The 13,077-nt window shown below is 67.3% G+C and carries 14 protein-coding genes; 7 read left to right on the top strand and 7 right to left on the bottom strand.

Features of this window, described 5'->3' with window-relative positions:
• The first annotated feature begins 27 nt into the window (after positions 1-27).
• Positions 28-531: a VanZ family protein gene (locus H7H34_RS20220; protein WP_185926249.1), complete on the top strand. Its 504-nt coding sequence runs from the start codon at positions 28-30 to the stop codon at positions 529-531.
• Here H7H34_RS20220 and rimM read toward each other — a convergent pair.
• The 5 genes from rimM to H7H34_RS20195 form a co-directional block, all read right to left on the bottom strand.
• Positions 480-1,046, bottom strand: coding sequence for a ribosome maturation factor RimM (gene rimM, locus H7H34_RS20215; RefSeq protein WP_371811433.1), 567 nt, complete (start codon positions 1,044-1,046; stop codon positions 480-482). The genes H7H34_RS20220 and rimM overlap by 52 nt on opposite strands.
• A gap of 179 nt (positions 1,047-1,225) precedes the next feature.
• Positions 1,226-1,621: a 30S ribosomal protein S16 gene (gene rpsP / locus H7H34_RS20210; protein WP_067224266.1), complete on the bottom strand. Its 396-nt coding sequence runs from the start codon at positions 1,619-1,621 to the stop codon at positions 1,226-1,228.
• Between the two features lie 36 nt (positions 1,622-1,657).
• Positions 1,658-1,975, bottom strand: coding sequence for a chorismate mutase (locus H7H34_RS20205; protein WP_083202341.1), 318 nt, complete (start codon positions 1,973-1,975; stop codon positions 1,658-1,660).
• Positions 1,972-3,522 (bottom strand): signal recognition particle protein, encoded by a 1,551-nt coding sequence (gene ffh, locus H7H34_RS20200; protein WP_185926247.1) that lies wholly within the window; start codon positions 3,520-3,522, stop codon positions 1,972-1,974. Before ffh ends, H7H34_RS20205 begins: the two co-directional genes overlap by 4 nt.
• A 277-nt stretch (positions 3,523-3,799) precedes the next feature.
• A complete protein-coding gene (locus tag H7H34_RS20195) occupies positions 3,800-4,498 on the bottom strand; it encodes a YggS family pyridoxal phosphate-dependent enzyme (RefSeq protein WP_185926246.1) in 699 nt (232 codons plus the stop codon).
• A gap of 188 nt (positions 4,499-4,686) precedes the next feature.
• Between H7H34_RS20195 and leuS the strand changes: the two genes are divergently transcribed.
• Genes leuS through holA form a run of 3 tightly spaced genes read left to right on the top strand, consistent with a single transcriptional unit; the run spans position 4,687 to position 8,908 of the window.
• Positions 4,687-7,296 (top strand): leucine--tRNA ligase, encoded by a 2,610-nt coding sequence (gene leuS, locus H7H34_RS20190; RefSeq protein WP_185926245.1) that lies wholly within the window; start codon positions 4,687-4,689, stop codon positions 7,294-7,296.
• Positions 7,283-7,861 carry an LPS assembly lipoprotein LptE gene (lptE, locus tag H7H34_RS20185; protein WP_120270067.1) on the top strand — a complete coding sequence of 193 codons (579 nt, stop codon included), beginning with the start codon at positions 7,283-7,285 and terminating at the stop codon, positions 7,859-7,861. Before leuS ends, lptE begins: the two co-directional genes overlap by 14 nt.
• Positions 7,862-7,867: 6 nt before the next feature.
• A complete protein-coding gene (gene holA, locus H7H34_RS20180) occupies positions 7,868-8,908 on the top strand; it encodes a DNA polymerase III subunit delta (RefSeq protein WP_120270068.1) in 1,041 nt (346 codons plus the stop codon).
• A gap of 27 nt (positions 8,909-8,935) precedes the next feature.
• Here the strand turns inward: holA and H7H34_RS20175 are convergent, their stop codons facing one another.
• Positions 8,936-9,487 (bottom strand): RNA methyltransferase, encoded by a 552-nt coding sequence (locus tag H7H34_RS20175; RefSeq protein ID WP_120270069.1) that lies wholly within the window; start codon positions 9,485-9,487, stop codon positions 8,936-8,938.
• A gap of 166 nt (positions 9,488-9,653) precedes the next feature.
• Here H7H34_RS20175 and H7H34_RS20170 point away from each other — a divergent pair, with 166 nt between their 5' ends.
• On the top strand, positions 9,654-10,628 hold the full coding sequence (locus H7H34_RS20170) for an NADPH:quinone oxidoreductase family protein (RefSeq protein WP_185926244.1): 975 nt from the start codon (positions 9,654-9,656) through the stop codon (positions 10,626-10,628).
• Between the two features lie 28 nt (positions 10,629-10,656).
• On the opposite strand, the gene H7H34_RS20165 is transcribed toward H7H34_RS20170, so the two are convergent.
• The gene (locus tag H7H34_RS20165; RefSeq protein WP_185926243.1) at positions 10,657-11,460 is read right to left on the bottom strand and encodes an exodeoxyribonuclease III; all 804 of its coding nucleotides are present in this window, start codon (positions 11,458-11,460) and stop codon (positions 10,657-10,659) included.
• Between the two features lie 252 nt (positions 11,461-11,712).
• Here H7H34_RS20165 and lysM point away from each other — a divergent pair, with 252 nt between their 5' ends.
• Positions 11,713-12,150 carry a peptidoglycan-binding protein LysM gene (gene lysM, locus H7H34_RS20160; RefSeq protein WP_185926242.1) on the top strand — a complete coding sequence of 146 codons (438 nt, stop codon included), beginning with the start codon at positions 11,713-11,715 and terminating at the stop codon, positions 12,148-12,150.
• Positions 12,151-12,307: 157 nt separating this feature from the next.
• Positions 12,308-13,030 carry a glycoside hydrolase family 25 protein gene (locus H7H34_RS20155; protein ID WP_120270073.1) on the top strand — a complete coding sequence of 241 codons (723 nt, stop codon included), beginning with the start codon at positions 12,308-12,310 and terminating at the stop codon, positions 13,028-13,030.
• The last annotated feature ends 47 nt before the right edge of the window (positions 13,031-13,077 follow it).

Raw genomic sequence — 13,077 nt, 5'->3', positions numbered from 1 at the left:
CAAGGAAGCCCGATCCCGGAGATCTTCATGCTGCGCCCGCTCGTCCGTCTCGCCGAACTCGTCCGCACCCTGGTGCGGCAGCACTATCTCGACCTGTCGGCGGCGCGCGTCTGGCCGCTCTGCGTCCTCGTCGCCTACGGGATCGTCGCGGGCTTCATCTACAATCCCGGGATGGACCATCCTTGGGACAAGCTGCAGCACCTTGTGTTCTTCGGCCTGCTGACCCTGTCGATCCACGCATTCTTCTGCTGCCGCCTGCGGATTTCGGCTGGAATCGCCGCGGGGCTGGGGCTGACGGCGGAACTGGTGCAGGCGCTGGTGCCCAATCGCGAATTCTCGCTGGGGGACATTGCCGCCAACATGCTCGGCGTGACGCTCGTCGTCGCCGCGATCCTGCTGCTGCGTCTTGAGGTGCGTGCGGCGCTTGCCGGCGGATCCCCGGTTCCCGACCGGGACGAGGACATCGATGCGGCGCAGGCTCAGCCGGCCGCTTCGTTGTCCGCGCGCGGATCCCGCTCCTCGTCGTCCTGAGCCTCGTCGCCCTCCGTGCTTTCCGGCACGACGATGGTCACCTTGCCGGCGGCCAGGTCGATCTCCGGCACCGCCTCGCGGGTGAAGGGGACGTAGAAGGACTGGGCGCCCTGCGGGCGGATTTCCACCAGGGTGCCGGCGCCGAAATCGGGCAGGGCGACGATCTCGCCGATGGTCTCTCCGCCCGGCGCGACGGCCTCGAGGCCGAGCAGGTCGGTGTGGTAGAATTCGTCCTCGTCATCCAGCTCCGGCAGCGCGTCGCGCGGAATGTAGAGGTCGAGGCCGTTGAGGGCCTCGGCGGCATTGCGGTCGTCGATTCCTTCGAAACGGGTGACGACCATCGCCTTCTGCAGGCGCGCGGACTTCACCACCAGGCGGCGCTTGCCGTCGGCGGTTTCCAGCGGGCCGTAATCGCAAAAGGACAGGGGATCGTCGCCGAAGGGCTTGACGCGAACCTCGCCGCGCACGCCGTGGGCGGCGCCGATGCGGGCAATGAGAATGCGATCCTCGCTCACGCGGCCGTGCTCCTGACGGGGGAGGCGGGGTGGCAGTCCCCGATACATGTCATTCGAGACCGGCTCCCTTTATGAGGGCACCGCGGTCCCGTGCCGGGTCGATCCGCGAACGGGTAAACCCGGCGGACCCGCACCGCAGACGGTGCGGGTCCTGAAGGTGCATGCAGGCAGCGCGCCGATTACTCGGCAGCAGCTTCCTCGCCGCCGGCAGCAGCCTCGGCCTCGGCCGCAGCGGCCTCCTCGGCAGCCTGGCGCTTGGCCTCGGCACGCTCCTTGGCCTTGGTGCCCGGCTCGGCCTTCTTCGGGTTGCTGCGAGCTTCGCGGCTCAGCACGCCGGCGGCGTCCAGGAAGCGCAGGACGCGGTCGGTCGGCAGCGCGCCGTGGCTCATCCAGTGCTGGATGCGCTCGACGTCGAGGACGATGCGGTCGGCATTGTCCTTCGGCAGCATCGGGTTGTAGAGGCCGACCTTCTCGATGAAGCGGCCATCGCGCGGCGAGCGGACGTCGGCAACGACGATGCGGTAGAACGGACGCTTCTTGGCGCCGCCACGGGCAAGGCGAATTTTCAGGGCCATGGTAGTCTCCTTTAGTACTTCAGTGCGACGCCGGGGTCAGCGGCGAATGGCTTCATGGTGACGGATCACTTCCTTGACGATGAAGTTCAGGAACTTCTCCGCAAAATCGGGATCGAGATTGGCGTCCCGGGCAAGCGCGCGCAGCCGCGCGATCTGCCGTTCCTCGCGCGCCGGATCGGCGGGCGGAAGACTGTGGGTGGCCTTGAGCAGGCCGACCTTCTGCGTGCACTTGAAGCGCTCCGCAAGCATGTGAACCAGTGCGGCGTCGATATTGTCGATGGAGCCGCGCAGCCGCAGCAGCTCGTCCATCGCGGCAGACGCCGGCTCGAGGATTTCCTCGGCGCTGTCGGTCATTTCTTCTTCCCTCGTCCCAGGCCGGGAAGGCCGCCGAGACCGCCGGGCAGCTTTGCCCCGCCCAGTCCGCCAAGGCCGCCCAGGCCACCCAAACCGCCAAGCCCGCCGGGCAGGCCCGGCATCTGTCCCGGAAGCTGACCAGGCATCTGGCCGGACTGGGCCATGCGCTCCAGCTCCTTCGGGTCGATGTTCGGCATGCCGCCGCCGGGCATGCCCATGCCGCCCATCATCTTGCCGAGCAGGCCCTTGCCCTTGCCCATCTGCTTCATCATGTCGGCCATCTGCCGGTGCATCTTCAGCAGCTTGTTGACGTCTGCGACGTCGACGCCGGAGCCGGTGGCGATGCGCTTCTTGCGGCTGGCCTTGAGAATGTCGGGCTTGCGGCGCTCCTGCGGGGTCATCGACTGGATGATCGCGACCTGACGCTTGATCACGCGGTCGTCGATATTGGCCGCATCGAGCTGCTTCTTCATCTTTCCGACGCCGGGCATCATGCCCATGATCCCGGACATGCCGCCGAGCTTCTCCATCTGGCGAAGCTGCTCGGCAAGGTCCTCGAGGTCGAAATTGCCTTTCTGCATGCGGGCGGCCATCTTGGCCGCCTTTTCCTGGTCGAGCTCGCGAGCCGCCTTCTCCACCAGCGACACGATGTCGCCCATGCCGAGAATGCGGTCGGCGATCCGCGCCGGGTGGAATTCCTCGAGCGCGTCGGACTTCTCGCCGGTACCGACCAGCTTGACCGGCTTGCCGGTGACCGCGCGCATGGACAGGGCCGCGCCGCCGCGGCCGTCGCCGTCCATGCGGGTCAGCACGATGCCGGTGATGCCGACGCGTTCGTCGAAGGATGTCGCCAGGTTGACCGCGTCCTGACCGGTCAGGCTGTCGGCGACGAGCAGGATCTCGTGCGGATTGGCGGCCGCCTTGATCTCCGCCATCTCGACCATCAGCGGCTCGTCGATATGCGTGCGGCCGGCCGTATCGAGCATGACGATGTCGTAGCCGCCGAGCCGCGCCGCGGTCATGGCGCGCGAGGCGATCTGCACCGGCGACTGGCCGGCGACGATCGGCAGCGTGTCGATACCGGTCTGCTCGCCCAGGACCTTCAGCTGTTCCTGCGCCGCCGGGCGGCGGGTGTCGAGCGAGGCCATGAGCACCTTGCGGCGCTCGTTCTTCGTCAGCCTCAGGGCGATCTTGGCGGTCGAGGTGGTCTTGCCCGAGCCCTGCAGGCCGACCATCATGATGGCGAAGGGCGCGGCCGCGTTGAGGTCGATCGGCTCGCCCGCACCGCCCAGCATCTCGACAAGCTGGTCGTGGACGATCTTGACGACCTGCTGGCCCGGCGTGACCGACTTGAGGACTTCCTGGCCGACGGCCCGGGTCCGCACCTTGTCGGTGAAGGACTTGACCACCGGAAGCGCGACGTCAGCCTCGATCAGGGCGCGCCGGACCTCGCGCAGCGCCTCGGAGACATCGGCCTCCGACAGCGCACCGCGCCGCGTCAGCTTGTCGAGAATGCCACTGAGGCGATCTGACAGACTTTCGAACATGCCGTCTCCTTAAACCCTTTCGAGGTGGCGGCCGGAGCCGCTTCCGTGTCCCCCGTACGGGACGTAGCGCGATCCGCAAAGCGGTATGGCACCCGAGGGCGCATCGCGCTGTCGGGTGTGAACCTCCGGGATCTCTTTATACCTTTGCGGGTCCCGGGCGGCGTATCGAGCTGTCGTCACTCTTTCGGAGTTGACGGGCTGATACCCGCAAACGCCAGCGAAAGTCAAGGGAGCTGGCGCATTCCCCTGCAAAACGCCGCATACGCGGCATGCCGGCTCACGGGTAGTCGCGCGAGCCGAAAATCGCCGAGCCGACGCGCACATGGGTGGCGCCGACGCGCACGGCGCTCTCGAAATCCGAGGACATGCCCATCGACAGGCCGGAAAGGCCGTTGCGTTCCGCGATCTTGCGCAGCAGCGCGAAATGCGGGCCGGGCGTGTCGTCGACCGGGGGGATGCACATCAGGCCGAGCAGCGGCAGGTGCAGCTCGTCCCGGCAGAAGGCGACGAAATCGTCGGTCTCGCGCGGCGCGATGCCGGCCTTCTGCGGTTCCTCGCCGGTGTTCACCTGGATGAAGAAGCGCAGGTTTCTCTGCTGTTCGGCGCACTCGACGGCAAGCGCGCGGGCGATCTTCTCCCGGTCGAGCGTGTGGATCACGTCGAACAGCGCAACCGCGTCCTTCGCCTTGTTCGACTGGAGCGGCCCGATCAGGTGCAGCTCGATATCGGGAAACTCCTCGCGCAGCGCCGGCCACTTTCCCTGCGCTTCCTGCACGCGGTTCTCGCCGAAGACGCGCTGGCCGGCGGCGATCACCGGGCGGATGGCATCGGCATCGAAGGTCTTGCTGACGGCGATCAGCGTGACGGAGCCTTCCGCGCGCGCGCCATCATGCTCGGCGGCGGCGATCCTGTCGCGGATCCCGGCGATCCGTCCGGCGGCATCCGTTGGGGTCGGTTCTGCGGCGTGCGGGGACATCTTGCTGCCTCTTCGTGCTTTTGCGGGCGAGTTGCTGTCATGGACATGCGACGGGCGCCGCGCGAATGCAAGTCCTGGACCGGCAGGACGCGCGGCGCGGGCCTTGCAGGTTGACCGGGCCGGCGATTTCTGGTGACAGTCGCGCCACATCATTTCTTTTCACTGCAACGAGCGAAGCACACGAGATCATGGCGACGGAGCGCTACAACGCCCGCGAAGCGGAAAGCCGCTGGCAGAAGGTCTGGGACGAGGCGAAGGTTTTTGCCACCCGCAACGAGGATCCCCGGCCGAAGTATTACGTGCTCGAGATGTTCCCCTATCCGTCGGGGCGCATCCACATGGGCCACGTGCGCAACTACGCCATGGGCGATGTCGTGGCGCGCTACAAGCGGGCGCGCGGCTTCAACGTGCTGCATCCGATGGGCTGGGACGCCTTCGGCATGCCGGCGGAAAACGCCGCCATGCAGAACAAGGTGCATCCGCGCGACTGGACCTACCAGAACATCGCGACGATGCGCGGCCAGCTGAAGATCATGGGCCTGTCGCTCGACTGGGAGCGCGAGTTCGCGACCTGCGACGTCGAGTACTACACCCAGCAGCAGCACCTGTTTCTCGACTTCCTGAAGGCCGGTCTTGCCTATCGCAAGAACTCCAAGGTCAACTGGGACCCGGTCGACATGACCGTGCTGGCCAACGAGCAGGTGATCGACGGGCGCGGCTGGCGCTCCGGCGCTTTGGTCGAGCAGCGCGAGCTGACCCAGTGGTTCTTCAAGATCTCCGACTGGTCGGAAGAGCTGCTGTCGGCACTCGACACGCTCGACCGCTGGCCGGAAAAGGTCCGCCTGATGCAGAAGAACTGGATCGGCCGGTCCGAGGGCCTGCGCGTGCGCTTCGCCTTCTCGACGCCCGCGCCGACTGGCGATGCGGCGCTGGAGATCTTCACCACCCGGCCGGACACGCTGTTCGGCGCGTCCTTCATGGGCCTGTCGCCGGATCATCCGATCTCGCGCAAGCTCGCCGAGGGCGATCCGAAGATCGCGGCCTTCATCGAGGAGTGCCGGCGCATCGGCACGTCCGCCGAGGCCATCGAGACGGCCGAGAAGATCGGCATCGATACCGGGCTGACGGTCGTCCACCCGCTCGATCCCTCGATCACGCTGCCGGTCTACATCGCCAACTTCATCCTGATGGACTACGGCACCGGCGCGATCTTCGCCTGCCCGGCGCATGACCAGCGCGATCTCGACTTTGCCCGCAAGTATCACCTGCCGGTGCGCCCGGTGGTGCTGCCGAACGGGGCGGATCCGGAGACGTTCGAGATCCGCGACGAGGCCTATACCGACGACGGCACGATCTACAATTCCGCCTTCATGGACGGCATGTCGATCGCGGATGCCAAGGACGCGGTCGCCTCGCGGCTCGAGGCGGAGACGCTGGACGGGGCGCCGCAGGCGCAGCGCCAGGTCAACTACCGCCTGCGCGACTGGGGCATCTCGCGCCAGCGCTACTGGGGCTGCCCGATCCCGGTCATCCATTGCGACGATTGCGGCGTGCTGCCGGTGCCGGTCGCCGACCTGCCGGTACAGCTGCCCGACGACATCGACTTCGAAAAGCCGGGCAACCCGCTCGACCGTCACCCGACCTGGCGCAATGTTGCCTGCCCGACCTGCGGCAAGCCGGCGCGACGCGAGACGGACACGATGGACACGTTCGTCGATTCCTCGTGGTACTTTGCCCGCTTCACCGATCCGCGCTCCAAGACGCCCACCGACAAGGCCGTCGCCGATGCGTGGCTGCCGGTCGACCAGTATATCGGCGGCATCGAGCACGCGATCCTGCACCTGCTCTATTCGCGCTTCTTCGCCAGGGCGATGAGCGTGACCGGGCATCTGAGCGTGAAGGAGCCGTTCCGCGGCCTGTTCACACAAGGCATGGTGACGCACGAGACCTACAAGGCGCCGGGCGGCGGCTGGGTCTCGCCGGCCGAGGTGCGCATCGAGGGCGACGGCGAGGAGCGCCAGGCATTCCTGGTGGAGACCGGCGAGAAGGTCGCCATCGGTTCCATCGAAAAGATGTCGAAGTCGAAGAAGAACACCGTCGACCCCACCGACATCATCGAGACCTACGGCGCCGATACGGCCCGCTGGTTCATGCTGTCCGACAGCCCGCCCGAGCGCGACGTGCAGTGGACCGAGGATGGGGTGCAGGGCGCATGGCGCTTCATGCAGCGCGTGTGGCGCCTGATCTCCGAGATCGGCGAGAGCGTGCCGCAGACGGCCCGCCCGGATGCGTTCGGCGAGGCGGCGACCGCCCTTCGCCGTGCCACCCACAAGGCGTGCCAGGCGGTCTCGGCCGATATCGAGGCCCTGTCCTTCAACCGTGCCGTTGCCCGCATCTACGAGCTGGTCAACACCCTGTCGCGCGCCGCGCAGGGCGGGGCCGAGGGCGAGGACATGCGCTTTGCGCAGCGTGAGGCGGCCGGCTTCCTGGTGCAGATGATGGCGCCGATGGCTCCGCATCTGGCCGAGGAGTGCTGGCATGCGCTCGGCCACGAGGGCATGCTGGCGACGCAGGGCTGGCCGGAGATCGAGGCGGATCTGCTGGTCGAGGCGACCATCACCCTGCCGGTGCAGGTCAACGGCAAGAAGCGCGCCGATCTCGTCGTCTCACGCGAGGCTTCCAAAGAGGAGGTCGAAGCGGCTACGCTGCAGCTCGATGCCGTGCAGCGCGCGCTGGACGGCAAGCCCGCCCGCAAGATCATCGTGGTTCCGCAGAGGATCGTGAATGTCGTCGTGTGACCATCCGCAACCGCAGCAGCCCGCCCGCCGGCGGGCGCTGGCCGTTCTCGTCATGGGGGCGGCACTGTTGGCCGGCGCCTGTCAGGTGCGCCCGCTCTACGGCACCATCGGCGGACCGGCCGGCGCGACGCCGGCCGTCGCCACCGAGCTTGCGGCCATCGACATCGATACGGTCGAGACCGCCTCGAGCGAGGATCTCGATCGGGTCGGCCAGGTGCTGCGCAACGAGCTGATCTTCGGCTTCCGCCGGGGTCGCGAGGCGGGCGAGCAGCGCTACCGGCTGCGCATCCTGATCGACCGGCCGCTGAACGAGGTTGGCGTCGAGCGGCTTGCCGACGTGCCCTCCGCCTATACGGTCACGGTCAACGCCTCCTATGTGCTGAGCGATCTCGCCACCGGACGCACGGTGACCACGGGCCGGGCCTTCGGCTCCGCGTCCTTCGACTTCTCCAGCCAGCGCTTCGCCAACCTGCGCGCCGAGCGCGACGCGGAGGATCGGGCGGCGAAGATGGTTGCCGGCGACATCCAGACGCGGCTTGCCGGCTTCTTCGCGTCCCGCGGCTGATCCGCGATGGTCGCGCTCAAGGCCGGCGAGATCGACCGTTTCATCGCCGATCCGCCGGCCGACGTCTCCCTGATCCTCGTTTTCGGGCCCGACACCGGGCTCGTGTCGGAACGTGCCCAGGCGCTGGTGACGCGTGCTTCCGGCGGCGTCGACGACCCCTTTTCGCTTGTCCGCCTGGATGCGGGCGAGGTGGTCTCGGATCCCGCGCGGCTGATCGACGAGGCCTCGACGGTGCCGCTGTTCGGCGGACGCCGCGTGGTGTGGCTGCGCGACGGGGCGGGCAAGAACCTGACGCCGGCCGTCGACCCGCTGTTCGGCGAGCAGCGCGCGGAAAGCGCGCTCGTGGTCATCGAAGCGGGTGATCTCAAGAAGGGGACCGGCCTTCGGGGCAAGTTCGAGCGTGACCGCAAGGCGGTGGCGATCCCGTGCTATGGCGACGAGGTGCGCGATCTGGAGCGTGTCATCGACGGCGAATTGCGCGAGGCCGGCCTTGCGATCAGCCGCGAGGCGCGGCAGGCGCTGATGGGACTGCTCGGCGCCGACCGGCTGGCGAGCCGCGGCGAGGTGCGCAAGCTCTGCCTTTATGCCTATGGCCGTGAGCGCATCGACCTTGCCGATGTCGAGGCGGTGATCGGCGATGCCTCGGCCTTTGCCGTCGACGAGTTGATCGATGCGGCTGCGCTCGGCGATCTCGGCAAGCTCGACCACGGGCTGGAGCGGCTGTCGGCCAGCGGCCAGCGCGCGGACATGATCGCCTCGGCGGCGCTACGCCATTTCCAGTTTCTCGCCCGCGCAAGGGCAGAGGTTGACCGCGGCGTGCCACCGGCCCGCGTCGTCGAGCAGGCGCGCCCGCCGATCTTCTACAAACGGCGGGACCTTGTTTCGCGCGAGCTCTCGCTGTGGTCGGGGGACGATCTGGCCAAGGCGGGCGAGCGGCTGGCGGATGCGGTGGCGGCGGCGCGCAAGTCGCCGGCGCTTGCCGAGGCGCTGGTCGGCGACGTGCTGCTGACGCTCGGCCGGGTGGCGCGTTCGCGCGCCCGGCGCTGAGCCCCTATCCCTCTTTTTCCGTTCGGTTCAGCCGGTCTGACCGGGGATCTTGCGCCCCGTGCGCATGATCGGCCCGCCATGCTTGTGCGCCGGCCGGGGAGCCTTCGGGCCGCCTGCGGTCAGCGGGCGCTCGGCATATTGCCCGTGCACCCGGTGGCGGTCGTACAGCACCACGGCACCGGCAATCGCGATGTTCAGGCAGAACTTCGTCGGGATCTTGATGATGTGCTGGCAGGCCGCCTGCATTTCTGGCGAGAGCGACCCGCGCTCGGGGCCGAGGATATAGGCCGCCTGCAGCGGATGCATGAAGCTCGGCAGGTCGACCGCCTCGTCGGTCAGTTCGACGCCGACCAGCTGGCAGCCCTGCGGCAGATCCATTTCCTCGATCGAAGGCCAGTGAAACAGCGGCAGGTGGCCGGTGCTCTTGGAGGTATCGGACGCGGGAGCCTTGCGGATCCTCTTGTCGGCATCGACGGTGAAGAAGAAGCTCGCCCCGAAGGCATGCGCCGAGCGCATCAGGTTGCCCAGGTTCATCTGCTTCGAAATGCCTTCCGCCCCGACGGCGAAGTAACCGCGCATGGTCCTTGCGACCTCCTTGTCGTTGTGCCCGCGAACGGCCGGGCAACCGCAGGTGACCGGAGATAGCGGCTGGGCGCCGCCCTGACAAGATTGACGAGTTTCACGGCTTTTCCGGACCTTGATCCCGTGCTAGGCGAAACTTGGGGAAACATTGGGGGAAACTTGTGTGAAAGCCGTTTTGTGCGAACGCCTCGGCGCGCCCGAGGACCTTGTCCTGCGGGACATCGAGATGCCGTCGCCCGGGCCGGGCGAACTGCTGGTGGAGGTGAGCGCGGCGGCGCTCAACTTCTTCGACACGCTGATCATCGAGGGCAAGTACCAGTTCCGGCCCGAGCTGCCGTTCTCGCCGGGCGCCGAGTTTGCCGGCCGGGTGCTGGAGACGGGCGAGGGGATCGAGGCCTTCGAGCCGGGCGACCGGGTGATGGGCTATGTGCGATGGGGCGCGGTGCGCGGCGCGGTGATCGCCACTGAGGACGATCTGGTCGCCCTGCCCGACGAGGTCTCCGATGAGGCGGCGGCCGGTCTTTCGGTCACCTACGGCACCTCGCTGCATGCCTTCCGCGACCGGGCGCGGCTGGAGCCGGGCGAGACGGTTGCCGTGCTCGGCGCCTCGGGAGGCGTCGGCCTTGCCGCGGTCGAGATCGCCAAGGCGATGGGCGCGCGGGTGATCGCCTGCGCCTCCAGCGCGGAAAAGCTGGAGCTGGCCCGCGCCCACGGCGCCGACATCCTGGTTAACTACACGCAAGAAGACCTGAAGACGCGGCTGAAGCAGCTGACCGACGGCAGCGGTGTCGATGTGGTCTACGACCCGGTCGGCGGCGATCTTGCCGAGGCGGCGCTGCGCGCCACCGGCTGGCGCGGCCGCTATCTGGTCATCGGCTTTGCCGCCGGCCAGATCCCGAAGCTGCCGCTCAATCTGGTCATGCTGAAGGGCTGCGACGTGCTCGGCGTATTCTGGGGCGATGCCATCGTGCGCGAGCCGGAGGCGCATCGCGACAACATGGAGCAGCTGCTTGCCTGGATGCGCGAGGGGCGGATCCGGCCGCACCTGCATGCGGTCTATCCGATCGAGGAAACGGCAAGGGCGCTGCGCGAGCTTGCCGACCGCAAGGTCCTGGGCAAGGTGATCATCCGCCCCTGACGGGTGAGCCGGGAGGTTGGAGGCGGCTTCAAGCCTCCAGCCGCACCAGGACCGGCGCGTGGTCGGACGGCTGTTGCCAGCCGCGGGCATCGCGCAGCACCTGCATGGAGACCGCCTGGCCGGCCAGGGCCGGGTTCGCCCACACATGGTCGAGCCGGCGGCCCTTGTCGGCGGCCGACCAGTCCTTCGCGCGGTAGCTCCACCAGGTGTAGAGCTTTTCCTCCAGCGGCACGAAGGCGCGCATCACGTCGGTGAGGCCCGCGGCGGTGCGCACTGCCTCCAGCTTCTCGCATTCGATGGGCGTGTGGCTGACGATCTTCAGCAGCTGCTTGTGCGACCACACATCGTGCTCGTAGGGCGCCACGTTGAGATCGCCGACGACCATGGCGTTGCCGGAGATCGAGGCGAAGCGGTCGGCCATCTCGTCGAGAAAGGCGAGCTTGTGGGCGAACTTGTCGTTGATCTCGGGATCAGGCTCGTCGCCGCCGGCCGGCACATAGAAGTTCTGCAGCGTGAAGCGGTCGCCGGCGAAGGGAATGCCGGTCGAAAGATGCCGGCTGTCGCCCTTGGTGCAGTAGTCGATCCGCTCTTCGTCGAGGAAGGGGCGGCGGGAGATCGTCGCAACGCCGTGGTAGCCCTTCTGGCCCTTGATCGCGATGTGCTCGTAGCCGAGCTTGCGGAAGGCGGAGAGCGGGAAGTTGCCGTCGGCGCACTTGGTTTCCTGCAGGCAGATCACGTCCGGCGCATGGTCGAGGATCAGCTTCTCGACGATCGGCAGGCGCAGCCGCACCGAGTTGATGTTCCAGGTGGCGATGGTCAGGCGGTCGGTCATGGGCGATCCGGATCTGGGCAGGACGGGACGGAGCCTGGACGGCTTCCTGCCTGATTGCCAGTTGCGGACCCGGCGTGCAAGGCCGGGCTTTCGCGCGCGAGGCGGATTTGTGTGCTGCCTGTCACATGAATTGGCGCTTGCGGGCGGTAATGACTGGGGCCGACACTGGTGTCGAAAGGCGCGGCACACGCCGCGTCGTTTGAGTGGGCACGGCAGGGGCCGTGCTGAGGCAGGACAAAGGGGAGCCGTCACATGGGCTTTTTTGATTTCGTGAAGGATGCGGGCAAGTCCCTGTGGGGCAGAGACGAGCCGGAGGCCGATGCGGCGGCAGCCATCGAGAAGGAAGTGGCCGCGCTCGGTCTCGACGGCGACGTCAAGGTCGAGGTGTCCGGCGACACGGTGAAGATCGCCGGCGCGGCCCCGACGCAGGAAGCGCGCGAGAAGCTGATCCTGGCCGCCGGCAACGTGCTGGGCGTCGCCAAGGTCGAAGAAGAGATTGCGGTCGCGGACAGCGCGCCGGAAGCCGGCTTCCACACGGTGGAGAAGGGCGACACGCTGTGGGCCGTTGCCAAGAAGGCTTACGGCGACGGCTCCAAGTACACCGCCATCTTCGAGGCCAACAAGCCGATGCTGTCGGATCCGGACAAGATCTACCCGGGCCAGGTGCTGCGCATCCCGCCGCTCGGCTGAGGCTTTCGGGACGTTTCGATCACGATCTTGTGAGGCCAAACCGTAAGGTTTGGCCTCATCTCATTTTCGCTTCGCTCAATTGGTAAGCGCTTCCTTAACGCTTTGGCCATAATGTCCGGTCCCGGTTGAAAGGGGGCTTTGGACCAAAGAGAGAGCGATGATTGCGCGCGTGCTGATCCTGTTCTGTACCCTGTTTATGGCGTCCTGCGCGGCCTTCGACTTTCCGGATCCGACACCGGAGGACTTCGCCATCCATGGCATCGACGTCGCCCGCTACCAGGGCGATATCGACTGGCACCGGGTGAAGCGGGCCGGCACGGAGTTCGCCTGGATCAAGTCGACCGAAGGCGGCGACTATCTCGACCCCAAGTTCATGGACAACTGGGTGCAGGCCAAGGCGGCCGGCGTGCCGCGCGGCGCCTATCACTTCTACTATTTCTGTCGGCCGGTGGAGGAACAGGTTGCCTGGTTCATCCAGAACGTGCCGGTCGACCCGGACGCGCTGCCTCCGGTGCTGGACATGGAGTGGAACGCCCATTCGCGCACCTGCCGCGACCGGCCGCCGCGCGAACAGGTCATCCGCGACATGCGCTACTTCCTGGAGCGGGTGGAAGCGCATTACGGCAAGCGCCCGGTGATCTACTCATCCGTCGACTTCCACCGCGACCGGCTGGTCGATGCCAAGCACAATTACGATTTCTGGCTGCGCTCGGTGGCAAGCCACCCGGACCGCAAGTACGAGAAGCGGCAGAACTGGGTGTTCTGGCAGTACACGGCGGAAGGCCGCGTCGACGGCATCAACGGCAATGTCGACCGCAACGTCTTCTTCGGTACCCGCTCGCAGTGGCGCCGCTGGCTCAAGGGCGAGCTGCAGAAATAGGCCTGACCGGACAGGGCGAGGGCGGCGGAGGCTGCTCCGCCCGCGCC

Origin of the sequence: Stappia sp. 28M-7 (assembly GCF_014252955.1) — a bacterium.
GTDB lineage: Bacteria > Pseudomonadota > Alphaproteobacteria > Rhizobiales > Stappiaceae > Stappia.
This window is presented reverse-complemented; position numbering and strand designations above follow the sequence as displayed.

Coding starts and splice junctions, on each gene's coding strand:
- H7H34_RS20220 (WP_185926249.1), top strand. CDS start 28: ATGCTGCGCCCGCTCGTCCGTCTCGCCGAACTCGTCCGCACCCTGGTG.
- rpsP (WP_067224266.1), bottom strand. CDS start 1,621: ATGGCCCTGAAAATTCGCCTTGCCCGTGGCGGCGCCAAGAAGCGTCCG.
- H7H34_RS20205 (WP_083202341.1), bottom strand. CDS start 1,975: ATGACCGACAGCGCCGAGGAAATCCTCGAGCCGGCGTCTGCCGCGATG.
- ffh (WP_185926247.1), bottom strand. CDS start 3,522: ATGTTCGAAAGTCTGTCAGATCGCCTCAGTGGCATTCTCGACAAGCTG.
- H7H34_RS20195 (WP_185926246.1), bottom strand. CDS start 4,498: ATGTCCCCGCACGCCGCAGAACCGACCCCAACGGATGCCGCCGGACGG.
- leuS (WP_185926245.1), top strand. CDS start 4,687: ATGGCGACGGAGCGCTACAACGCCCGCGAAGCGGAAAGCCGCTGGCAG.
- lptE (WP_120270067.1), top strand. CDS start 7,283: ATGTCGTCGTGTGACCATCCGCAACCGCAGCAGCCCGCCCGCCGGCGG.
- holA (WP_120270068.1), top strand. CDS start 7,868: ATGGTCGCGCTCAAGGCCGGCGAGATCGACCGTTTCATCGCCGATCCG.
- H7H34_RS20175 (WP_120270069.1), bottom strand. CDS start 9,487: ATGCGCGGTTACTTCGCCGTCGGGGCGGAAGGCATTTCGAAGCAGATG.
- H7H34_RS20165 (WP_185926243.1), bottom strand. CDS start 11,460: ATGACCGACCGCCTGACCATCGCCACCTGGAACATCAACTCGGTGCGG.
- lysM (WP_185926242.1), top strand. CDS start 11,713: ATGGGCTTTTTTGATTTCGTGAAGGATGCGGGCAAGTCCCTGTGGGGC.
- H7H34_RS20155 (WP_120270073.1), top strand. CDS start 12,308: ATGATTGCGCGCGTGCTGATCCTGTTCTGTACCCTGTTTATGGCGTCC.